Below are 21,371 nucleotides of genomic sequence, written 5' to 3'. Positions count from 1 at the left end.
GGGGATCCTCTCGGCGAGCGGGGTCGCGTCGTCGCGGTGCTGCCGACCGCGACGCTGCTATTGGTCACCTGACCAATGGGCTATTGGTCGCTCATCCAATAACATGATGGGCATGATGTCAAGCGCGCCCGACGCTCGAGCCCGCAAGCCGCCCGCCGAGCGACGTGCCGAGATCGTGCGCACGGCGGCCGACCTCGCCCTGGAGAGCGGCCTCGAGGGGATCACGCTGCGCGCCGTCGCCGACCGGCTCCACGTGCGCCCCGGGCTGATCAGCCACTACTTCCCGGTCGCGGATGATCTCGTGATCGCGGCGTTCGTGCACGCCGTCTCCGACGAACGGGAGGCGCTCGTGCCCGAGGGGGGCGCACCGCTCGAGCGCATGGCCCGCCTCGTGTCGCGGGTCGAGAGCTCCGACGCGCGGCCGATCTCGCGTCTCTGGCTCAATGCGCGGCACCTCAGCAGGTTCCGCCCGGCGCTCGACGAGGCTCTGGAGGAGCAGGAGTCGATGGACCGCGACCGCCTCACCGCGCTCATCGACGACGGCATCGCCGCCGGCGCGTTCGCCACCGACGACGCGTTCACCGCGTGCGTGCGGATCTTCATCGCGATCGACGGATTCGGGGCCTACGCGAACAACACCGGCGCGTTCGCCTCCGACGCCTACTGGCGGTTCGTCACCGACACGAGCGAGTGGGCGCTCGGCCTCGAGCCCGGTCGCCTCCGCGCGGCGATCGACGCGCTCGAGCCGGTCGACGAGCCCGCCTGACCGGGCGAACGGCGCTCAGGGCACCTGGTAGCCGGCCGCGCGGAACAGCTCGTACCACTCGGGGCGGGTGAGCGGCACCGCCGAGCCCAGCGCCGCCCCGGCGACGCGCTCGGCGTTCGTCGTGCCGAGCACGACCTGCATGTTCGCGGGATGCCGCGTGATCCACGCCGTGGCGATCGCGATCGGCGGCACGTCGTACTGCGCCGCGAGGCGGTCGACGACCGCGTTCAGCTCGGGGTAGTCGGGCGAGCCGAGGAAGACGCCGTTGAAGAAGCCCGCCTGGAGCGGCGACCAAGCCTGGATCGTGATGCCGTGCAGGCGGCAGTAGTCGACGACGCCCCCGTCGAGCACGGTCGACTGCGCGAGCCCCTGCATGTTCGCCGCGACGCCCTGGGCGATGATCGGCGCGTGGGTGATCGACAGCTGCAGCTGGTTGGCGACGATCGGCTGGCGCACCGACGACTTCAGCAGCTCGATCTGCCCCGGCGTGTGGTTCGAGACGCCGAAGGCGCGCACCTTGCCCGCGGCCTCGAGCTCGTCGAACGCGCGGGCGACCTCGTCGGGCTCGACGAGCGCGTCGGGGCGGTGCAGCAGCAGGATGTCGAGGTAGTCGGTCTGCAGGGCGCGCAGCGAGCCCTCGACCGACTCGATGAGGTGCTCGTACGAGAAGTCGAAGTACGGCCCGTCCTTCACGATGCCGGCCTTCGACTGCAGGGTCACCTGCTCTCGCTCCGACGGCGTGAACCGCATCGCCTCGGCGAAGCGCCGCTCGCACGCGTGCAGCGTCTCGCCGTAGATGTCGGCGTGGTCGAAGAAGTCGATGCCCGAGTCGCGCGCCGTGGCGATGAGCCCGCGCACCTCCTCGTCGCTCATCCGCTCGATGCGCATGAGTCCGAGCACGACGTTGGGCGCCGCGTTGCCGGCGAGGTCGATGGTCTTCACGAGGCTCCTTCGGTGCGCCCGACGCCTTCGGGCGCGCCCACCCACCCTAGCGAGGGCGCGTGACGCGTCAGCGCGCGCCCGCCGCCAGCCACTCGTCGAAGCTCTGCCGCCCGATCACCGCCCCGGGCCCGGGCAGCACCGCGCCGCGCCGCATCTCGGCCATGCCGCGCATCGGCAGCGAGACCCGCAGCACGGGCCCGCGCCGCCCCTCCGCCCGCACCAGGCGGCGCACCATCTCGGCGAGCTGCTCCTCGCGCGGGCCCGCGAGCTCCCCTGCCCGACCCGCTGCCGGGCGCTCGGCGAGCTCCACGAGGTGCTCGGCCACCTCGCGAGCCGCGATCGACTGCGTCCGCATCCGCGGCGCGAGCTGCACCCCCGCGATGCGCAGGCGCCCGGCCATCTGGCCCGCGAACTCGTGGAACTGGGTCGCCCGCAGGATCGTCCACGGCACCGCGCCCTGCTCGACGACGCGCTCCTGCGCGAGCTTCGCCTCGTAGTACCCGTACGGCACGTCGTCGATGCCGACGATCGAGAGCAGCACGTGGTGTCGCACGCCGGCACGCGCCTCGGCATCGAGCAGCGTGCGGGAGGTCGTCGTGAAGAACCGCTCGGCCGCCTCGCGGTCGATCGATGCGATGTTCGCCGTGTCGACGACCGCGTCGACCCCCGCGAGTGCGTCGGCGAGCCCGTCGCCCGAGACGAGGTCGACCCCGGTCGACCGGGCCAGGACGACCACCTCGTGCCCTCGTTCGCGGGCGACGTCCACGACATGGCGCCCGACGGTGCCGGTGCCTCCGGCGACGGCGATCCTCACGGTGCTGCTCCTCTCCCGGGTGCGGCCCGGTGCCGCCGGCGAGTCATCCGCTCGCCCCCTCACCATGACGACGACGCAGCCCGCCCGAATGTGACGCGGGACCGGGGGCGCGGAATGAGAGGCTTGGCGCATGACCCGCGACGACACGGTGGAGGCCACCGCCCTCGAGGCCGAGCGCCCGAGGCTGCTCGGGCTCGGCTACCGCCTGCTCGGCTCGGTCGCCGACGCGGAGGACGCCGTCCAGGAGGGCTACGCGCGCTGGTATCGGATGCTTCCGGCCGAGCGCCGCGAGATCGAGAACCCCGGGGCGTGGCTGATGCGGGTCACGAGCCGGATCTGCCTCGACCTGCTCGGCTCCGCCCGGGCCCGGCGAGAGTCGTACGTCGGCGAGTGGCTGCCGGAACCGCTGCCGACCGCCGATGTCGCGCGCTTCGCCGTGCGGGCGGCCGACGATCCCCTCGATCGCGCGATGCTCGACGAGTCGGTGTCGACGGCCCTCCTCGTCGTGCTCGAGGCGCTCACCCCGGCCGAGCGCGTCGCCTTCGTGCTGCACGAGGTGTTCGCCGTGCCGTTCGCCGAGATCGCCGAGGTCGTGGGGCGCACGCCCGAGGCCTGCCGCCGGCTCGCCTCCTCGGCGCGGCGTCATGTGCGCGAGGGGCGCGCGGGAACGGTGAGCCGGGAACGCCACGACGAGGTCGTGCGGGCCTTCGTCGCCGCCGCCGGAAGCGGGCGGCTCGACGTGCTCGTGGCGCTGCTCGACCCCGACGTCGTGCTGGTCGCCGACGGGGGCGGGCTCGTCTCGGCGGCGCGTCGCCCCGTGCTCGGGCCCGACCACGTCGCCCGCTACGTCGCGGGAATCCTCGAGCGACGGGGCCCTGCGCTCGAGTGGGCGCTGCACGAGACGGCCGACGGCCTCGTCCTCGCGTTCGGTGAGCGCGGGGAGATCGACTCCGTCGCCTCCGTCGCCGTGCGCGGCGAACGCATCTCGCAGGTCTGGATCACGCGCAACCCCGAGAAGCTCCGGCGCTGGAACGCGCGTGCGACCGGTCGCGACTGAACCGCGCCGACCGACCCGGCCCGTCGTATCCTGAGCCGATGGAACTCGCATTCGCCGGCGAGCTGTGGTTCTGGCGCGGGCCGGCGCCATGGCATTTCGTCTCCGTGCCCGAGGCGGAGTGCGAGGTCATCGCCCAGGTCGCGCCGCTCGTCAGCTACGGCTGGGGCATGGTGCCCGCGACGGTGCGGATCGGGCGCAGCGAGTGGCCGACCGCGCTGTGGCCGAAGGACGGCGGGTACATCGTGCCGGTGAAGGGCTGGGTGCGGAGGGCGGAGTCGCTCGATCTCGGCGACACCGTCGAGCTGCGCCTCGAGCTCGGGACGATCTGACGCGGGGAGCCGGGAACCCGGCCGCCTCGTTCGGGGTCTCGCTCATGCCACCAATGTGCCCTGCGGCGCGGGCCGATCCGCACCGGCGACCCGGCCGCCCTGGTCGTTCCCCGCTGGGTCGTCCGCCGCCGCACCCGCCGCCGCCTCCACCGCCGCAGGTGCGCTCGGCATCCCTTCGCGCACGAGCTCGACGAGGCGGCCGAGATAGTCGCCGACCGCACGCAGCTCCTCGTCGTCCGCGACCCAGAACATCGCGCGGGCGACATCGTCGACGATCGACTCGGGGTCGTCCTCGTACTCGGCGACGAGGCTCCGCGAGCTGTGCCGCTCGGCATCGAGCAGGCACCGGGCGGCCCGGAGCCGCGCCCAGCGCTCGCGCCGCGCGCGCCGCGCGGATGCCTCGGCATCGTCGCCCTCGCCGGTGAAGTCGAGTTCGGCCTCGAGCGCCGCACGCAGGATGCGCGCGGCGTCCGCGAGGGTCGCGACCTCCGACTCGTCGAGACCCGAGCGCTGCACGACGCGGTGCTGCACGGCCGGCGCGGCCAGATCTTCGGGGCGGCGGACGCCCGCCCATTCGAGCGGCAGGCGCGGCGCCCTGAATCGGTCGATCTGCCAGCCGTCCTGCATGTCGAACAGCACTGCGTCGCGCATCGCCGGCTCGCGGCCGAGCGGGATGAGCTCGGGGTCGGTGATCGCGAGGTCGCGGTACTCCTCGACCCAGCAGACACCGCTCAGCCGTTCGACGATGTCGGCGAGCTCGGCGTCGAGCTCCGCCCGCCCCGCAGCGATCCGGCGACTCTGATAGCAGGCGACCGAGTACTTCACCTCGACCTCCGGCGAGTCCATCGCTGCCTTCCGCCACGCCTCCGCCGTCGCGCGGCGGTCGCGGAACCGGTCGTCCGCCTCGCCTCCGCGAAGCCCCTCGAGGTCGTCGAGCAGCAGCAGCAGCCCCAGTCCCGCCCGCTGCTCCATCCGCTCGAGCACCTCCTCCGCGGCGGCCCGCTCGCGCGCGGGGATCTCGTCGAGGACCGCCACGAACTCCGCCACGATGCCGGCCGCTCGTTCGGTGCACGCGAGACGCTCGCTGTCGCTCGCCAGTGCCGCGTCGCCCGACATGAGCCAGTTGCGCACCGTCATCGTGTAGTAGGTGAGCAGACGCAGCAGGAGCAGCTGCGGCTGGGGATGCGTGCTGACCCTGCGCCAGCGGCGGCGCGCCTCGTCGGTGTCGCGCTTCGGCTCCCAGTCGAGCACGTGCCAGGGCCGGACCCTCGCGTCGTGGACCGCGTCGACCGTGCGCCCCGCGAGCACGGCCGCGACGTGGATCATCGGCTCGAGGCGGTCGAGCAGGTCGTGGAGGCTCTGCGGGTCGGTGGCGGTGCGATAGCGCTCGTACACGTCCTCGAACTCGACGAGGATGCTCCGCGGATCGGCCTGGATGGCCCGGGCGATGTACTGCTCGCGCAGGTCGTCGTCGGCGGTGCGCCGGGCGATGCCGATGAGGCCGAGGCCGAGCCACTCGCGCGTGTTGTAGAAGCCGATGATGTCGGGGTAGCACTCGGCGACGGTCGTCGCGGCGAACGCCGCGGAGAGCACCAGCAGCTCGCCCGGATGCTCGCGGTCGGCCGGCTCGGCGGGCAGGTCGAGCGGGGCGTCCTCGACGATGCGCCCGTTGCGGCGCAGCCGCGCGACACCCGACACGGCGTCGAAGACCGTGACCTCGAGGCGCCAGGGCGTGAGGTTGAGCAGCATCGACATCGCGCCGCCGACGAGTGCGACGGCCCAGTTCTCGGTGCGGTCGGCGATCGTGACGAGCTCGTTGAGGTCGGAGCCGTCGGGCCGCTCGACGCGGCCGCTCGGGTTGTCGGCGTTGAGCTCGCGCATGCGCACCGCCACCTCGGTGGCCCAGGCGTCGTTCGTCGACCCGCCCGAGCCGACCACGACGATCTTCAGCCACGGCGTGGTCGCCATCCCGAAGGCGAGCACGAGCACGCCGGCCACGGCGAGGAGGCCGATCCCGACCCAGACGAGCGGCAGCCACGGTCCGGCCACGCTCGTCGCGGCGCCGGCCGCGACGAACCCCGCGGCCGCGATCGCGGTGATGAGGCCGCCGATCCATTTCGCGTTCATGCTCGAGCGTCGCGTGACCGAGGAGCGCGTCCACTGCGGCAGGGCGGAGAGCAGTCGCGCGGCGACGATGCAGACGAGCCAGGCGACCGCCCAGACGACGCCGAAGTCGACGAAGGGCGCGATGATCCCGGACTGGAAGGCGCCCCAGTCGGAGGTGTCGGCCACCTCGGCGAGCGCGCCGTCGATCGCGTTCACGGTCCCTCCCGACGGGCCGTGCAGCCGGGGACGGCGCAGTCGACCCGCCGGAATGATAGAACCTCAGCTTCCCCCGCGTCCTCAGGGGTGGCACCGATGCGCGATCGCGACGGCTATTCGGCGGCGCCCTGCCCGAGCTCGCGCCTGCGCCGCTCGAGTTCGGCCCGCTTCTCGTAGTACTCGATCTCGCGGTCGAGGTCGGCGAGCTGCTCCTCGGTCGTGCGGCCGTCGGGCGAACGCGGCACCACGTGCGCCTGCGGGGCGACGGGTGCGGCCTGCGCACCGGCGGCCGCGGCGAATCGGGGACGGGGGCGGGGCGCCGACGAGTAGTCGCGGCCCAGCGTGAACCACAGCACGGTGCCGATGAGGGGCAGCAGCACGACGAGCAGGATCCAGCCGAACTTCGGCAGCTGCTTCACCTCGGACTCGTCGCGCATGATGATGTCCACGAGTGCGTACACCAGGGCGGCGAGCGTCAGGATGGTGAACACGAACGGCATGCGCGCCAGCCTACGGCCCCGCCGCCGCGCGGGTCGAGCGCCGTCGGCGAGCGATCAGCGGGTGGCCCGGAGGTGCACCCGCTCGCCCTGCGCGCTGAGGAGGTTCAGGATCTCGGCGGGCTCGAGCGAAGCGCTCGCCGTGCCGTGGGGCGTGCGGGTGTCGAACTCCGCGGCCTCGCCGGGCTCGAGCACGATCTCGTCGTCACCGAGGACGAGCCGCACCCGGCCGCTCAGCACGTAGATCCAGTCGTAGCCCTCGTGCACCCGCTGCTCGACCGGCGCGTCGGGCGCGTGCCCGGGCAGCACCATCTTGAAGGCGTGCACGTCGGGGTTGCTGCGCGTGAGCGGGATGATCGCCGTGCCGTCGCGGTAGAACGGCTTCGGGTGCACCCGCGGGTCGGCGATCTGCGGTGCGCCGACGAGGTCGTCGAGACTCGCCCGGTACACCGCGGCGAGCCGGATGAGCAGGTCGAGCGTCGGGCGCCGGCCGCCCGACTCGAGGCGCGACAGGGTGCTCGCCGAGATGCCGGTCTCCTCCGCCAGCTCGGCGAGCGTCAGCCCGCGGCGGGTGCGGAGCTCGCGCAGCCGCGCGGAGACGCCGTCGAGCATCCGGTCGATGGGCGGCGCGGGAGCGTCGACGGACACGGGGACTCCTTGCTGTTTCGGCAAACCGGATTGCCAGTCCATCATGAACGACCCAAGATCGGAACATGCAGCAGACCTGGGACGTCATCATCGTCGGCGGCGGCAGCGCCGGCCTCAGCGCCGCGCTCATGCTCGGCCGCTCCCGCCGGCGAGTCCTCGTGCTCGACGAGGGCCGGCCGCGCAACCGCTTCGCGGGCCACATGCACGGCGTGCTCGGCCGCGATCACAGCTCACCGCTCGCCCTCCTCGACGACGGGCGCGCCGAGCTCGGGCGCTACGACGGCGTGACGCTGCGCTCCGGCGTCGCGGTCGGCGCCGAGGCGGCCGACGATGTCGCCCCCGACGCGCACGCCCCGGCCTCCGGCTTCACGCTCGACCTCGCCGACGGCGAGCGACTGCTCGCCAGACGACTCCTCGTCGCGAGCGGCCTGACCGACGTCCTGCCGGACGTTCCCGGCCTCGCCGAACAGTGGGGCCGAGGGGCGTTCGTCTGCCCGTACTGCGACGGCTGGGAGGCGCGCGACCGGGGCGTCGCCGTGCTCGCCACGAGTGCCGCGCAGGTGCACCAGGCCCAGCTCATGCGGCAGCTCTCCGACCGGGTCACGGTCTTCGCGCACGGCGCGCAGCTGCCCGAGGAGGCACGCGCCGGCCTCCTCGCGCGCGGCATCGGCATCGAGGATCGCGCCGTGGCGGCGGTGATCGCCGACGAGGCGGGAGCGCTCCGCGGCATCCGCCTCGATGACGGCACGGAGGTCGCGACCGACGCGATCTTCGCGGGCCCGGAGCCCGAACCGAACGACCCGGTGCTGCGCTCGCTCACGGTCGACCGGGCCGCGCACCCGATGGGCGGCGAGTTCGCCGTCGTCGACGCGATGGGCCGCACGAGCGTGCCGGGCGTGTGGGCGGCGGGCAACGTCACCGACCCGCGATCCTCGGTGCCCTACGCGATGGCGGCGGGCAGCATGGCGGGTGCGGCGATCAACGCCGATCTCGTCGAGGAGGAGGTGCGCGCGGCGCTCGCGGCGCCGTCGGGACGCGAGGTGTGACCCGTCGCGTCATCCACGGCGGGCGTTCACCTTCAGCACCTAGGCTGAGGTGATGCTGGTCATCAGCTACAACCTCCGCAAGCACCGCGCGATCTCCGAACTCGCGGCGCTCGATGAGCGCTACTCCCCCGACGTGTTCTGCCTGCAGGAGTGCGACACGACCAACCTCGCCGAAGAGGTCGGGCGGCTGCGGCTCGCGCACTCGACGACCGGCAACCGGCTCGGCCTCGCGCTCTACTACCGGCCCGACCGGTTCACGCCGCGCGACATCCGGGCGTTCGCGCTGAAGAAGTCGCTGCACGACCGCGTGCTGCGCCCGGCGCACGAGCGCCTGCTCGGCGCCCGGCTCGTCGACCTGCAGCACGACCGCGAGGTGATCGTCGCGTCGTTCCACGCGGCGCCGCTGACCGCGCTCAACTCGCTGCGACGGCACCAGATCCACTCGGCGCTCGGCTCGCTGCAGCTCATGGGCCCGCACCTGCCGACCCTCATGGTCGGCGACTACAACTACCCCGTCTTCAAGGACAACCTGGCCGAGAAGGTCCGCAACGCGGGCTACGAGCTCACCCTCAGCGACAGCCGCACGTACACGCGGTACAAGTACTTCCGCGGGCACTTCGACTTCGCGACCTCGGCCGACTTCGAGATCCGCCGCGTCGAGACGCTCCCCCGCGGGTCGAGCGACCACCTGCCGATCCTGATCGACGCGCAGTACGTCGGCTCGCACGCCGACGACGAGATCGACGTCGTCATCTGAGGCGGGCCGCCCGGCCGGTCGACCCCCGCCCCGATCCGGGGGTTCACCCGATAACCGCCGTGCGGCGCGGCTCGTAGCGTGCGGCCATGCCCTCGATCACCGACCCCGTCGCCGCCGCGGCCGACCCCGCCGCGAGCGCGGCCACCGCCGCGAGCGCCGTCATCACGCCGCCCCCGCCGGCTCGCCGCCGCCTCGCCGCCCGCCGCATCGGGTGGACGTGGGTGCTCCTCTCCTCCCTCGGAATCGCCGCGTTCGCCGTCGTCCCGTACCTCACCGCCTCGCTGCGCGAGCTCGCCGAGACGCCGTCGGGCGGCCTGGCCGGCAACTACGCCGAACAGCCGTGGCCCGTGCAGCTCGCGTTCTACGCGCACATCGTCGCGGGCGGGTTCGCGCTGGTCGTCGGCCCGTTGCAGTTCTGGCAGGGCCTCCGCACGAGGCATCCGCGCGTGCATCGCTGGACCGGTCGCGGCTACCTCGTCGCCGTGGGCCTCGGCGGCGTCGCCGGCCTCGTGATCGCCCCGGTGAACGACGCGGGGCTCGTCGGCCTGGTCGGCTTCGGCTCGCTCGGCGTGCTCTGGCTCGCGACCGGCTGGCTCGGCTACCGCGCCATCCGCCGGCGGGATGTCGCGAGCCACCGCGCCTGGATGATGCGCAACTTCGCCCTCACCTACGCGGCCGTCGCGCTCCGCATCTGGCTGCCGCTGCTCATCGTCGCGCAGCTGCCCTTCGCGACCGGCGAGTTCGACTTCGACGCCGTCTTCGCGAACGCGTACGCCCTGGTGCCGTTCCTCTGCTGGCTGCCGAACCTCGTCGTCGCCGAGTGGCTCATCGCCCGCCGCGGCCTGCCGACGTTCTGGCGGGCGACGGCCGCCGCCGGCTGAGCGCGGGAGGCGCGCGGCCGGCGTGCCCGCTCAGAGGAGGCGGAACACGCGGATGATGACGAAGCCGGGTTCGGCCCGCGCGTAGCCGATGAACTGCGACTCGGTGAGCCACTGCAGTTCGGGGTGGTCGGTGCGGAACTGGAAGGCGGTGCGGTAGTACAGGTCCTGCTCCGAGACGTCCTCGCCCGCCTCGATGCGCGCCCAGGTCGCGTCGTCGGTACGCCAGATGCCGCGATTCACGACCTCGACGGCGGCCGCGCCCGAGTCGAGCGAGGCCTCGATGACGTACCGGGCGTCGAGCTCCACGGTGAGGCCGCGGCCGACCCACCAGTCGCCGCCGCTGTTCAGCACCACACCGTTGAGCCTGGGCCCGTCGAAGGTGCCGCCCGAGACGCGCGCGAAGTGCCGCCCTTCTCCAGGGGTCGAGCCGCCGAGCGGCAGTTCGTCGTCGACCTGGCAGCGCAGCTCGAAGCAGTACTCGAAGGCGGGTTCCATGAGTCGGGTCGACATGGGCGGGGCGGCTCCTTCTTTCGGGATCGGAGTGACTGATCGTGCTCGACCGCTGATGGCCGGCAGCGACGGCGTCTCACCCAGTCTGGGGCGTCTGGGCGCCACGCGGGTGTCGAAGCGACGTTGCTCGGCGGCGCCACCTCGACCGGCGGGCGATTCGCGCGGTGACCTCAGCCGGCGATCGCGATGCCCACGCAGACGAGCCCGAGGAACAGGTCGAGCCCCATGCACCACAGCGCGAGCGAGCGACCGACGACCGCGTTGCGGCGGTAGTGCACGACATCCCAGCCGGCGTGCGCGGCGAGCGCGAGGCCCGCGAGCGCGAGCCCGAGGCGTGGGTCGAGCGCGAGCGCCGCGACGGCGACGCCGAAGAAGCCGACCATCGCGAGCGCCTGCGGTGTGGTCGCGCGGGGCCGCCGGATGAACCCGATGACGAGCAGCACCAGGCCCGCGGCAGCGAGCACCGCCCACCGCGGCAGGTCGAGCAGCTCGGCGCCGAAGACCATCACGGTGCCGACCCCGACGACGAGCCAGGCGACCCAGCGCAGGCCCGTGACAGCCGCCGCGAGGTAGCAGAGCGTGGCGATGCCGAGCGCGGTCATGGGCACCGCCGCGCCGAGCGCATCGGGGTAGCCGCTGAACAGCAGCCCGAACCCGCTCGCGACGCCGACGACGAGCGCGATCACGATGAACGTGGCGGACGGCCGTGCGGTCGGCACGTCGGTCTCGGTCGCGGCAGATACCGCGCGGTCGGTCGGATTCATCGCTGCCCCTCCTCGCGCATTGCTGGCGTTTGATACCCCCTCCGGGTATAGCACACCGATCGTCGCGCCGCCACCCTCCGAAAATCGGCGCGCCTCAGCGCCCGAGCAGTTCGTTGAGCCACCCCGGCCCGGCGACGAGTACCCCGTCGGCGAGCCGGGCGCGCAGCCCGCGGTCGGCGGTCACGACGAGCGTCCGGCGATGGGATGCCCCGTCGCCGGCGACCTCGACGATGCTGCCGTCGCCGTCCGCCGGAGCGGCTACCACCCTGATGCCCTCGGGTCGCGCGGCCGCCTTCGCGGCTCCCTCGATCACGGCCACGAGCTCGGCGATGCGCAGCGCGGCGCCGTCGGGGCCGCGCACCTCGCGCCCGACGAGCGGTGGCAGTGCGGCGAGCAGGCGCGTCGCGGCGCCGGCCCGGTCGCGCCACCACCCGTCGGGCCGCGAGCCCACGACGTTGGCGACGTCGACGACCAGTCGAATGCCGACAGCTGACCCGTCCACGTCCGCCGCCGTGCGCGCGCCGGTTCCGTCGTCCATGCTCCGATCCTTCTCCTCAGGAGCCGCGGAGCATCCGAGCCAGTTCGTTCGCGTCCGCGTCCGGTGGGAGGACGATCATCGCGGTATCGCCGTGCATCGGTTCAACGACCGTCACGGCAGACAACACTTCGTCTCCGACTTTGATCACCAGGAGCGCGGTGCCTTCGGAGGCGGCGGCTTCGGCGGTCAGCTCCTGGAAGACGCCTGCTCCGTCATCGTCGAACGTCACGTCGAGCGCGTTGATCGTGTCATCCTCGACCGCTTCTGCCGTTTCGACGCCGGCCCGAAGGAAGTCCGATTCGAGGATCATCATGTACTCGCCGTTCACCGAGATGCACTCCGGTGCAGATCCCGACCGACAGGTCTGTGCGACGGACATCTCGATGCCACCCGGCTCCGCCGTCGAGCGCTCTCCTGGACTGTCGCCTGTGGTGCCGCCTGTGGTGCATCCGCTCGTCGCCACGAAGAGCAGCGCGACCGCCGAGTACTTCCAGATCTGAGAACCCATCGCCCCTCCCTCGCCGAGCCCTGTTCAGGCTAGCCGTTGCCGCCAGATCTGGCGGCGAGCGCCGCTGTGCTGTCATCCTGACGAGATGAAGTGGGGGCTCGTGCTCATCGCCGTGGCGATCGCGACGCTTCTGCCGGGCTGCGGGGTCCCCGGTGCGTCGAATCCGTCCGTGCAACGCGTCGGCGGTTCGATCATGGTCGCGGCCTCGACCGAACCGGAGGACGTGATGGAGGCTCTCGTCGTCGGCGAACTGGCCCGCACACCGATGGGTTGTCTCGCGCTTCAGTCCGGCAGCGACACGCACATCCTCCAGTTCCCGCTCGGTACCACGCTCGCCGACGACGGGCGAAGCGTCGAAGTGCCTGGTCTGGGAGCCGTGGAGCTCGGCGATTCCATCGAGGGTGGTGGCGGCTACATCAAGCTGTCCGACGTGCCCGAGGAATGCCGCACCGACGACGACGCCGCCGTCTGGCAGACCGTCGACGAGTGATCCGCGCGTCGCGCTGAGCTTTGGGCCTGATCGGGGCTGCCGGCGGCGGATACGAGACAATGAACCATGACTTCCTCCGTCGAACGTCGCTCCAATCCGACTGCCTGGGCTGCCTTCTGGATCGCGCTGGCCGGCCTCGTGCTCATGCCCATCCCGCTGTTCATCGGGCTGATCCTCGGCGGCGGCCTCTCCATCGTCGCCGCGATCCTCGCCGTGATCGCCCTCCTCAAGGGGCTCGCACGCAGCGGCAAGGGCATCGCACCCGTCGTGTTCGCCGGGATCTTCATCGCGCTCACCTGGGCCGGCATCTCGGTCGGCGGCGGCACCATCTGGTAGTTCCGTCTCCGCGCGCAACGTGCTTGGCTGCAGGCATGACGTACGCCGTCGTCTCCGTGCACTCACCGAAGCCCGAGCATCGCGACGAGGTGCTCGACTCGATGCAGCGCTACAGCAGAGTCGCCCGTGAGCAGCCGGGACTGGAGTGGACCGGCGTCGTCGACGACGGCAGCGGCCGCCTGGTGGGCATCGCGCTCTGGGAATCCGAAGACGCCGCGGAGGCCGCCCGCCCCGCGCTCATGGCAGAGGTCGGCAGCGACCCCTTCGCGACCTGGGACGAACGCCCGATCGACGGGCTTCGCGGGAACGTCCGCTGACCCGCACGGCGTCCAAGGACGGCATCGGGTGGTTACTCGACGACGACGACGTAGGCGTCGTGCGAGTCGGCCCAGTCGGTAGCCGCCGCGACCATCGCATCCAAGTCGCTGGTGCCGGCGAGCCCGGTCCCACCGGATTCGTCGACAGAGGAGACCGTGCCCCAGGCACCGATGCCCCAGTAGACGATGACGACGGTGCGATCCAGCTCGTTCGCGTATGAGCCCGCAACCTCGCGGAGGCTTCTGATGCCCGCCATGGGCGCAAACTCGTCGTCGGTCTGTGCCTGAGCCGCGCCGGGCGCAGCGTCGGCGACCATCTGATCGATGACCGGCTGCGGAAGCGGTTGTCCGGGTGTCACGACGGCGACGGTGCCATCGTGAAGCGTGATGTCGCGGGCGGCGTTCCTTGCGAGCACCTGCTTCTCGAACTCGGAGAGTTCCTCGTCCCCGTCCGAGTCCCCTTCCATCGGTGCTGCCGCCGTGGCGGCCGTCTGCGGGTTCGTCTCGGTGTCGGGCTGGAACGAGGCGTCGAAAGTGGTGCAGCCGGTGAGCAGGACGAGCGCGAGCAAGCCTGCGGCGGCCGCCGAGGAGGTGCGAATGGTGGTCAACCGGTGGTCTCCGTCGAGTTGTACTGGCTGGAGGTGATAATGCGGGCCGCTGGGGCATGCCTCCGAGCGCGGTGGCGCCTGTGTTGACTGTAGTGGTGGAGCTCACGCCCTCAGCTGACTCGAGCGGCACGCAGTACGCGTTCGCGGCCCAGAGCTCGGAGTCACCGTCATCGCACTCGGCATGATGACCGTCGTGCCCTGAGCCGTGATCAACCCGGGCTGAAGTCCTCTGCAGGCGTCCCGGAGGAATTCCGTGCCGCCGCCCCGGGCTCCTGGCACGCCTTGCTCGCCCTGAGGACCACGGGATTTGGCCGCCACGGGCGTGTCGAGAACGACCGGATTGCCGCTAGAGCTCCCTGAGGAGGTGCCGCCGCCATCGCACTCCGACACTGAGTCACCGAGCGACTCAGTGACGTAGCGACGCGGCCGGGCGCTCCAGGCGGAGTCGCCCGGCCGCGCCGCGCGTGGGGTGGCGCGGTCCTCCTACTCGGCCGCGGGGGACGCGTGAGTCCCGGCACGGTGGCGCCGGCGCGCTGCGATCAGCAGCGTGATGCCCACACCCGCGATGAGCACGGCGAGCGGTGCGAGCGCGAGCAGCCCCGCATCGACGCCGGTCTCGGCCAGCCCGTCGGACGCGGCGGGCTGCGAGCCGGTGCCGTCGGTCGTGCCGTCGCCGCCGCCCGTGCCACCATCGCCGCCGTCGCCGCCGTCGCCGGGTCCGGGCTCCCCGCCCGGCTCCCCCGCCGCAGCGGGCAGCGTGCCCGCACGGAGGGCGCCGGGCTGCTCGCCGTCGGCGAACCACCACACGGGCCGCTCGGCCGCGGCATCCGCCGCGACGACGGCCGACGCCGTGCGCGCCGTGGCGCCGTCCTCGGGCGCCGCGGGCATCGTCGCGAAGCCCTCGTTGTTGAGGTTCGGCATGCTCGCGGGCCGGGCGAACAGGCTGATCTCGGGCTCGCCGCCCGTGAAGGCGATGCGGGCCGAGCGGCCCTCGCAGCCGTCGTCGCAGACGGCCCAGAGCTCGCCGATCACCGTGTCGTAGTCGAGGGCCATGACCCCGCCGAGGCCCGGGTCGATCTCCGCGACCTGCGTGATCGCGCCGTCGGCGCCGAGCGCGTAGGCGTAGACGAAGCCGTTGTCCTCGACGGCGACGAAGAAGAGCCCGTCGCCGTGCCCGGGGTAGTCGGCCGGCTCGTAGGGCGCGCCCGTGTTGCGGTCGACGAGCAGGCCCGCGAGCGAGGCATCCGACACCCATTCGACGGCCTCGATTCCGGTGTTCGCGGCGACCTGCGGCAGCGAGGCGGTGAGGTCCCACTCCTGGGAGGCGACGACGTCGGGGCCGGGCGCGTCGGGGTCGACCGCGAGCACGACGTTCTGGTTCACGCCCTTCTTCGAGTTGTCGCGCTCGGAGGCGAGGTAGACGCGGCCGTCGCCGTCGACCGTGATGCCTTCGGCGTCGGGGCCGGCCGCGGCCGGGTTGGCGGCATCGCGCTGGAAGCGGGCGCGCTTGCCCTCGGCCCAGCCCTCGGCGAACGAGGCGGTGCCGTCGGCTGCGACGTCGAGCTTCCAGAAGGTGCCGGTGCCGTTGTCGACAGCCCAGAGCACGATGCCGTCGGCGGTCGCCTGCGTGTCGAGGCCGGAGGAGTCCTCGAGGAACATCGCGGTCTCGTCGAGCACGCGCACCTCGGGCGAGCCGGGCCAGTCCGCCGCGACCGGCTCCCCGGGGCCGCCGGGCTCGCCGCCGCCGTCGCCGCAGTTGGTCGCGCCCTTCGTCGCGGTCTTCGCGTCGGCGAAGTCGCCCGTGCCGTCGGGGCAGCGCGCCCACGTGACGGCGGCGTGCTCGGTCCAGGCGTACTCGGCGACCGTCAGGCCGCTCGCGTTGCGCACGGTCGCGACGTCGGCCCCGCCGAGCCCGAAGGCGAAGTGGCTCGCGCCGTCGAAGACGAAGAAGGCGCCCGGCGCGAGCGTGGTGCCTGCGGCGACGGGGGTCACGTCGGCCGCGTGGCCGGCGGGGTCGCTGTCCATGAGGGTCCAGCCCGAGAGGTCGACCGGCGCTGCACCGGTGTTCACGACCTCGACCCAGTCGGTCGCGTCGCCGTTCGACTCGACCTCGTTGATCGCGACGGCGGGCAGCACGCAGTCGTTCGCGGCGCCCGGCGTGACGCGAGCGAGCCCGAAGGCGCCCGTCGTGTCGGGGCAGCGCGCGTAGCTCGCGGCCGCCTCGTCGCCGTCGATGGCGGGATGCCCCGTCCACGACGTCTCGTCGAGCAGCGCCCCGTCGGCGCCGAACACTCGGATGGAGTCGGAACCGCCGATGCCGATCGCGGCCTGGAACTGCTGCGGGGCGCCGCTCACGTCGACGCCCTCCGTCTCGGCGTCGACCACGAGCCGCTCGCCCGCGGCGAGGCTCGCGCCGGCCGCGAAGAACCAGCGGTGGTCGTCGGAGTTGTCGCGGATCTCGACGCCCGCGAGGTCGACGGCCGCGTCGCCCGGGTTGACGAGCTCGATCCAGTCGGCGGGGCCCGAGTCGACCTCGTTGAGCACGACTCGGCCGTCGGCGGCCGGGGCCTCGCAGGTGTTCGGGGCGCCGAGCGTCAGTGCAGTGCCGTGCGCCCAGTCGCCGCCGTCGGCGCAGCGCGACCAGTCGGCGAGCGGCGCGGTGGCCGCGTAGGCGTACGAGTCGACGTCGGTGCCGGCCGCGTCGACGAGGGTGACGGTGTCACCCTTGCCGAGGCCGAACGGGAACCCGAGGGGCGCGCCGTCCTTCTCGAGCACGAGGAACCCGCCGGCGGCGAGACTCGTGCCGTCGGGGATCACGCCCGACTCCTCGCGCTTGTCGTCGAAGACCTTCCAGCCCGAGACATCCACGCCGGATGCCCCGGCGTTGAACAGCTCGATCGCGTCGACCGCGCCGGCGACCACGTCGTCGTAGACGATCTCGTTGACGACGACGCCGGCTTCGGCGGCGGTGGCGGGGCTCGGGCTCGCGGCGACCGCGAGCCCCGAGGCGGCGACGGCGAGCGCGGCGAGCATCGCGGGCACGCGACGACGCCGGATTGCGGGTGGATTCGGGTGCTGCACGGGCATGCGGACGCTCCTGACGCGGGCGGGGTGCGGGGGTCGGGAGCCACTCGACCGGGCCGCGGTGACGCGGAGCCCACGCGCGGGTGAACGAGCGGTGTACGACGGCGGTCGAATCGCGCCGGCGCATCACCGCACCGTCGCTCCACCGCGCCGTCGCACCGCCGCATCGCCGCACGCCACCCGAGCGGGATCGGCCGATCGGCCGAGGCGGTTCGAGCCCGCCGGCCGATGCGCACGCCCCGGGCCGCGCACGAGCATCGACGCATGACCGATTCACCCCGACGCCGCGAGTGGCTCGCCCCTGCGGGCCTCATCGCTCTCAGCCTCGTGCCGATCGCCGCGGGCTCGTTCCGGCTGACCCAGCTCACGGGCGGCGGACCGGTGACCGCCGAGAACGCCCGGTTCTTCGACTCCCCCGTGCCCGTGATCATCCACATCGTGGGGTCGATCGTGTTCCTCGTGCTCGGTGCGCTGCAGTTCGCGCCGTCGCTCCGGCGGCGCCGCTGGCACCGGGTCGCCGGGCGCATCGTCGCGCCCGCGGGCCTCCTCTCGGCGCTGTCGGCGCTCTGGATGACCCTCGCCTACCAGATGCCGGCGGTGAACGGCCCGGCGCTGATGGTGATGCGCCTCGGCTTCGGCACGGCGATGGCCGGGGCGATCGTGGTCGCGTTCCTCGCGATCCGCCGGGGCGATGTCGGCACCCACAGCGCGTGGATGACGCGGGCCTACGCGATCGGGCTCGGCGCGGGCACGCAGGTGTTCACCTTCCTGCCGTGGACGCTCGCACTCGGCGCGCCCGGCGAGGCGATGCACGCCGTGCTCATGGGCGCAGGCTGGGTGATCAACCTCGTGGTGGCCGAGATCGTCATCCGTCGTCGCGCCCGGTCGGCACGCGGACGCACCGGGCACGCCGCGCGCACGGGGCGCACGCGGCGCGCCGGACGCACCGCCGATGCTCCCGCCACCGCCGCTCCTGCCCCGGCCGCGGGCGCCGACCTATCATGAGGGCATGACGAGCCCCGTCCGCGCGCTGTGGCGCTCGCCGGCCGCGACGCCGCCGCCGCCCCGACGGGTCTGGCGCGACTGGGTGCTCGTCGGCGTGCTGCCGCCGCTCGTGCTGCTCGAGGCGTCGCTGCGCCCCGAGGTGCCGTGGCGCTGGGGCTGGGCGGTCGTGCTCGTCGCGCTCGTGCCGACCCTGCTGTGGCGGCGTACCCGACCGTTCACGATGCTCGCCGTCGCGTTCGGCATCGGCACGCTCGTCTCACTGGTGGTCGGCGGCGACCCGCAGCTGTACGCGACGGCGTACTTCCTCGTGCTCGTGTACGCGGTGCTGCGCTGGGGCAGCGGCCGTGCGATGGTCGGCGGCGCGACGCTCGTGCTCGCCGGAACGCTCGCCCCGCTGCTGCTCGAGCCGAGCACGCCGGTCGACCTCGTCGGCGGGCTCGCGGTCGTCGTCACGACGGGGTCGCTCGGTCTCGCGTTCCGCTGGCGCGCGGGCGCCCGGGCCCGCGAGCTCGAGCGCATGCGGCTGCTCGAGCGCGAACAGCTCGCCCGCGAGCTCCACGACACCGTCGCCCACCACGTCTCGGCGATCGCGATCCAGGCGCAGGCGGGCGCCGCCGTCGCGGCGCAGCGCCCCGACGCCGCGACCGAGGCGCTCAGGGTCATCGAGGGCGAGGCCTCGCGCACCCTCGACGAGATGCGGGCGATGGTCAGGGTGCTCAGGCGATCGGATGCCCCCGAGCTGGCCCCCGTACCGGGTCTCGACGATCTCGGGCGGCTCACGAGCTCGTCGCCCGGCGGGCCGGTCGTCTCGGTCGCGATCGAGGGCGACGCCGCCTCGGTGCCCCCGGCGATCGGTGCGGCCGTGTTCCGCATCGCGCAGGAGGCCGTGACGAACGCGCGGCGGCACGCGCACGGTGCGACGCTCGTCGACGCTCGCGTGTCGATCGACGCCGACGGCGTGCGGCTGGAGGTCCGCGACGACGGCGAGACCGTGGCATCCGCCCGACCCGGCTACGGGCTCACCGGCATGGCCGAGCGCGCCGCCCTGCTCGGCGGCCGCTGCGAGGCGGGGCCCGGCGACGCGGGCGATCTCGGCGGCGGCCGGGCCGGATGGACGGTGACCGCAGTGCTCCCGCGGACGGGATGGCCGACATGAGCGTGCGCGTGCTGATCGCCGATGACCAGCACCTCGTGCGCACGGGACTGCGGATGATCCTCGACGCCCAGCCCGGGATCGAGGTCGTCGCCGAGGCCGCCGACGGCGCCGAGGCGGTGCGCCTCGCCCGCGGCATCCGGCCCGACGTGTGCCTCCTCGACATCAGGATGCCCGTGCTCGACGGGCTCGAGGCGACCCGCCTCCTCGCGGGCCCCGACGTCGCCGACCCGATCCCGGTGGTCGTGATCACGACCTTCGACCTCGACGAGTACGTCTACGGCGCGCTGCGGGCGGGCGCGCGCGGGTTCCTGCTGAAGAACGCCGGCGCGGTGCTGCTCGCCGAGGCGGTGCACGCGGCCGCGCGTGGCGACGCGCTCATCGACCCGAACATCACCGTGCGCCTCATCGCGGCGTTCGCGGGCGAGGTTCCGACGCCGCCTGCCGCCCCGGCGACGCCCCTCACCGAGCGGGAGACCGAGGTGCTCGACGCGGTCGCGCGCGGCCTCGGCAACTCCGAGATCGGCCGCGAACTGCACATCTCGCTGAGCACCGTGAAGACGCACGTCGAGAGCCTCATGACGAAGCTCGGCGTGCGCAACCGGGTCGAACTGGCGATCTGGCGGCACGAACAGCGACGCTCGCGCTGACGCCGGCGCGACGCGCGACGCAACACCCGTCACCCGCGAGGGAGGATGGTGGGATGCAGATCATCGTCATCGGCGCCGGCGCGTGGGGGCTGCCCGCCGCGGCCGAGCTCGCCGAACGCGGCCACCGGGTCACCCTCGTCGACCGGTACGGCCCCGCGAACCCGCTGTCGTCGTCGCACGGGCCGACCCGCATCTGGCGGCTCGCCGACCCCGATTCGGCGAAGATCCGGATGACCCGGCAGAGCCTCGCGGCGATGGAACGACTCTCGGAGATCGCCGGCGAACCGGTCTTCCTCCGCCGCGGGCTCGTCTGGCGCGACTCGGCCGCGGCGCTCGACGCCTTCGAGTGGACCCTTGCGATGGAGGGCATCCCCCACCAGCGTCTCGACGCCGATGCGGTCGGCCGCCGGTTCCCCGGGCTCGTGCCCGACGGACGCGGCGCGATCTACACCTCCGAGGCCGGCCCGGTGCTCGCCGAGGCCTCGCTGCGGGCGCAGCTGCGCCGCTTCGAGCAGGCCGGCGGCACGCTGCGCATTGCGCACGTCGTCGACCTCGAGGCGGATGCTTCGGGTTCCGCCCCGCGCCGGGTGCATCTCTCCGGCGGCGAGACGCTCGAGGCCGATGCGCTCGTCGTCGCGGCCGGCCCCGGGGCATCCGCCCTGCTCGAGCGCCTGGCGCTCGACGTGCCGCTGCGGCCGCACCTCGAACAGGTCGTGCACGTCGCCGACCCGGCGCAGCCCTTCGACGAGCTGCCCGACCTCATCGACATCGCGAGCGGCGACCGGCCGACGCTGTACGCCATGGCGACGCCGGGGGTCGGCTACAAGCTCGGGCTCGACGCGCCCCTGCGCGACGCCGACTGGGGCGTCGACGACGACCGCACGCCCGACGCGGCGCGCACCGCGATGCTGCTCGAGTACGCGCGCACCGAGCTCGGCATGCAGGGCGCCGAGGTCGTCGACGCGAAGGTCTGCACCTGGACCGACTCCCCCGACGGCCGCTTCGTGATCGGCACGCCGCTGCCCGGCGTCACCGTCGCCTGCGGCGACTCGGGCGAGGGCTTCAAGTTCTCGGCGCTCATGGGCCTCGTGCTCGCCGACCTCGCCGAGGGCGCCGAGCCGGCGGTCGACCTCGAGCCGTTCCGCTTCGACCGCTTCGGCGGCGACGGCGCCGATGGCGCGTCCGCCGGGGCCGGGGCGACCGCGGCGCGGGCGGGGCTCGCCTCGCCGACGTCGCTCGGCGGCGCGCCCGCCGGCGGCGGATCGTCGGAGGACTGACACCGGATCGTCGGAAGCGCGCCGTCGTTCGGCCGGCGGTCTCGGCCGCGGCAGCCGTTCGTCGGCCACCCG

The 21,371-nt window shown here is 73.3% G+C and carries 24 protein-coding genes; 13 read left to right on the top strand and 11 right to left on the bottom strand.

The window, feature by feature from the left end; all coding sequences use genetic code 11:
• The first annotated feature begins 112 nt into the window (after window positions 1-112).
• Entirely contained in the window at window positions 113-766 is a 654-nt protein-coding gene (locus ACFVTH_RS12310; protein WP_387091097.1) for a TetR/AcrR family transcriptional regulator, read from the top strand.
• A 15-nt stretch (window positions 767-781) separates the two neighbouring features.
• On the opposite strand, the gene ACFVTH_RS12305 is transcribed toward ACFVTH_RS12310, so the two are convergent.
• A complete protein-coding gene (locus ACFVTH_RS12305) occupies window positions 782-1,708 on the bottom strand; it encodes an aldo/keto reductase family oxidoreductase (protein ID WP_387091094.1) in 927 nt (308 codons plus the stop codon).
• A 67-nt stretch (window positions 1,709-1,775) separates the two neighbouring features.
• On the bottom strand, window positions 1,776-2,522 hold the full coding sequence (locus tag ACFVTH_RS12300; RefSeq protein ID WP_387091091.1) for an SDR family oxidoreductase: 747 nt from the start codon (window positions 2,520-2,522) through the stop codon (window positions 1,776-1,778).
• Between the two features lie 130 nt (window positions 2,523-2,652).
• Here ACFVTH_RS12300 and sigJ point away from each other — a divergent pair, with 130 nt between their 5' ends.
• Both sigJ and ACFVTH_RS12290 read left to right on the top strand, forming a co-directional pair.
• Window positions 2,653-3,579 (top strand): RNA polymerase sigma factor SigJ, encoded by a 927-nt coding sequence (gene sigJ / locus ACFVTH_RS12295; RefSeq protein WP_387091089.1) that lies wholly within the window; start codon window positions 2,653-2,655, stop codon window positions 3,577-3,579.
• A gap of 38 nt (window positions 3,580-3,617) precedes the next feature.
• Window positions 3,618-3,908 (top strand): DUF1905 domain-containing protein, encoded by a 291-nt coding sequence (locus tag ACFVTH_RS12290; RefSeq protein WP_387091086.1) that lies wholly within the window; start codon window positions 3,618-3,620, stop codon window positions 3,906-3,908.
• A gap of 42 nt (window positions 3,909-3,950) precedes the next feature.
• Here ACFVTH_RS12290 and ACFVTH_RS12285 read toward each other — a convergent pair whose 3' ends face one another.
• The 3 genes from ACFVTH_RS12285 to ACFVTH_RS12275 form a co-directional block, all read right to left on the bottom strand.
• Window positions 3,951-6,230, bottom strand: a complete 2,280-nt coding sequence (locus ACFVTH_RS12285) for a hypothetical protein (protein WP_387091084.1) — start codon at window positions 6,228-6,230, stop codon at window positions 3,951-3,953.
• A gap of 113 nt (window positions 6,231-6,343) precedes the next feature.
• A complete protein-coding gene (locus ACFVTH_RS12280) occupies window positions 6,344-6,730 on the bottom strand; it encodes a PLDc N-terminal domain-containing protein (RefSeq protein ID WP_387091081.1) in 387 nt (128 codons plus the stop codon).
• Between the two features lie 54 nt (window positions 6,731-6,784).
• Window positions 6,785-7,375, bottom strand: a complete 591-nt coding sequence (locus tag ACFVTH_RS12275) for a helix-turn-helix domain-containing protein (RefSeq protein WP_387091079.1) — start codon at window positions 7,373-7,375, stop codon at window positions 6,785-6,787.
• Between the two features lie 65 nt (window positions 7,376-7,440).
• On the opposite strand from ACFVTH_RS12275, the gene ACFVTH_RS12270 reads away from it, so the two are divergent.
• The 3 genes from ACFVTH_RS12270 (at window position 7,441) to ACFVTH_RS12260 (ending at window position 10,059) form a co-directional block, all read left to right on the top strand.
• Window positions 7,441-8,421: an NAD(P)/FAD-dependent oxidoreductase gene (locus ACFVTH_RS12270; protein ID WP_387091076.1), complete on the top strand. Its 981-nt coding sequence runs from the start codon at window positions 7,441-7,443 to the stop codon at window positions 8,419-8,421.
• 52 nt (window positions 8,422-8,473) lie between these two features.
• Window positions 8,474-9,178, top strand: a complete 705-nt coding sequence (locus tag ACFVTH_RS12265) for an endonuclease/exonuclease/phosphatase family protein (RefSeq protein WP_387091072.1) — start codon at window positions 8,474-8,476, stop codon at window positions 9,176-9,178.
• An 86-nt stretch (window positions 9,179-9,264) separates the two neighbouring features.
• Window positions 9,265-10,059 carry a DUF2306 domain-containing protein gene (locus tag ACFVTH_RS12260; protein ID WP_387091069.1) on the top strand — a complete coding sequence of 265 codons (795 nt, stop codon included), beginning with the start codon at window positions 9,265-9,267 and terminating at the stop codon, window positions 10,057-10,059.
• Window positions 10,060-10,089: 30 nt separating this feature from the next.
• Here ACFVTH_RS12260 and ACFVTH_RS12255 read toward each other — a convergent pair whose 3' ends face one another.
• From ACFVTH_RS12255 to ACFVTH_RS12240, 4 genes are all read right to left on the bottom strand, one after another.
• Window positions 10,090-10,569: a DUF3237 domain-containing protein gene (locus tag ACFVTH_RS12255; RefSeq protein WP_387091066.1), complete on the bottom strand. Its 480-nt coding sequence runs from the start codon at window positions 10,567-10,569 to the stop codon at window positions 10,090-10,092.
• Between the two features lie 170 nt (window positions 10,570-10,739).
• On the bottom strand, window positions 10,740-11,333 hold the full coding sequence (locus ACFVTH_RS12250; RefSeq protein WP_387091063.1) for a hypothetical protein: 594 nt from the start codon (window positions 11,331-11,333) through the stop codon (window positions 10,740-10,742).
• Between the two features lie 94 nt (window positions 11,334-11,427).
• Window positions 11,428-11,871, bottom strand: a complete 444-nt coding sequence (locus ACFVTH_RS12245) for a hypothetical protein (protein ID WP_387091060.1) — start codon at window positions 11,869-11,871, stop codon at window positions 11,428-11,430.
• 16 nt (window positions 11,872-11,887) lie between these two features.
• Window positions 11,888-12,379, bottom strand: a complete 492-nt coding sequence (locus tag ACFVTH_RS12240) for a hypothetical protein (protein WP_387091058.1) — start codon at window positions 12,377-12,379, stop codon at window positions 11,888-11,890.
• 85 nt (window positions 12,380-12,464) lie between these two features.
• Here ACFVTH_RS12240 and ACFVTH_RS12235 point away from each other — a divergent pair, with 85 nt between their 5' ends.
• The 3 genes from ACFVTH_RS12235 (at window position 12,465) to ACFVTH_RS12225 (ending at window position 13,522) form a co-directional block, all read left to right on the top strand.
• On the top strand, window positions 12,465-12,869 hold the full coding sequence (locus ACFVTH_RS12235) for a hypothetical protein (protein WP_387091055.1): 405 nt from the start codon (window positions 12,465-12,467) through the stop codon (window positions 12,867-12,869).
• Window positions 12,870-12,935: 66 nt separating this feature from the next.
• Entirely contained in the window at window positions 12,936-13,205 is a 270-nt protein-coding gene (locus tag ACFVTH_RS12230) for a hypothetical protein (RefSeq protein WP_387091052.1), read from the top strand.
• A gap of 35 nt (window positions 13,206-13,240) precedes the next feature.
• Window positions 13,241-13,522 (top strand): antibiotic biosynthesis monooxygenase, encoded by a 282-nt coding sequence (locus ACFVTH_RS12225; RefSeq protein ID WP_387091049.1) that lies wholly within the window; start codon window positions 13,241-13,243, stop codon window positions 13,520-13,522.
• A 32-nt stretch (window positions 13,523-13,554) separates the two neighbouring features.
• On the opposite strand, the gene ACFVTH_RS12220 is transcribed toward ACFVTH_RS12225, so the two are convergent.
• The gene (locus ACFVTH_RS12220) at window positions 13,555-14,130 is read right to left on the bottom strand and encodes a hypothetical protein (protein ID WP_387091047.1); all 576 of its coding nucleotides are present in this window, start codon (window positions 14,128-14,130) and stop codon (window positions 13,555-13,557) included.
• A 483-nt stretch (window positions 14,131-14,613) separates the two neighbouring features.
• The gene (locus ACFVTH_RS12215; protein ID WP_387091044.1) at window positions 14,614-17,217 is read right to left on the bottom strand and encodes a lamin tail domain-containing protein; all 2,604 of its coding nucleotides are present in this window, start codon (window positions 17,215-17,217) and stop codon (window positions 14,614-14,616) included.
• Between the two features lie 261 nt (window positions 17,218-17,478).
• On the opposite strand from ACFVTH_RS12215, the gene ACFVTH_RS12210 reads away from it, so the two are divergent.
• The 4 genes from ACFVTH_RS12210 to ACFVTH_RS12195 are packed head-to-tail and all read left to right on the top strand — an operon-like array spanning window position 17,479 to window position 21,299.
• Complete coding sequence (locus ACFVTH_RS12210) at window positions 17,479-18,219, top strand: DUF2306 domain-containing protein (protein WP_387091041.1); 741 nt, start codon at window positions 17,479-17,481, stop codon at window positions 18,217-18,219.
• Between the two features lie 4 nt (window positions 18,220-18,223).
• Window positions 18,224-19,375 (top strand): sensor histidine kinase, encoded by a 1,152-nt coding sequence (locus ACFVTH_RS12205; RefSeq protein ID WP_387091038.1) that lies wholly within the window; start codon window positions 18,224-18,226, stop codon window positions 19,373-19,375.
• Window positions 19,372-20,022: a response regulator gene (locus tag ACFVTH_RS12200; RefSeq protein ID WP_387091035.1), complete on the top strand. Its 651-nt coding sequence runs from the start codon at window positions 19,372-19,374 to the stop codon at window positions 20,020-20,022. Before ACFVTH_RS12205 ends, ACFVTH_RS12200 begins: the two co-directional genes overlap by 4 nt.
• A 53-nt stretch (window positions 20,023-20,075) precedes the next feature.
• Window positions 20,076-21,299: an FAD-dependent oxidoreductase gene (locus ACFVTH_RS12195; RefSeq protein ID WP_387091032.1), complete on the top strand. Its 1,224-nt coding sequence runs from the start codon at window positions 20,076-20,078 to the stop codon at window positions 21,297-21,299.
• Window positions 21,300-21,371: the final 72 nt, after the last annotated feature.

Origin of the sequence: Agromyces sp. NPDC058104, assembly GCF_042884835.1 — a bacterium.
Taxonomy (GTDB): domain Bacteria; phylum Actinomycetota; class Actinomycetes; order Actinomycetales; family Microbacteriaceae; genus Agromyces.
Note: the sequence above shows the minus strand (reverse complement) of the source record. Positions and strands in the feature narration are given on the sequence as shown.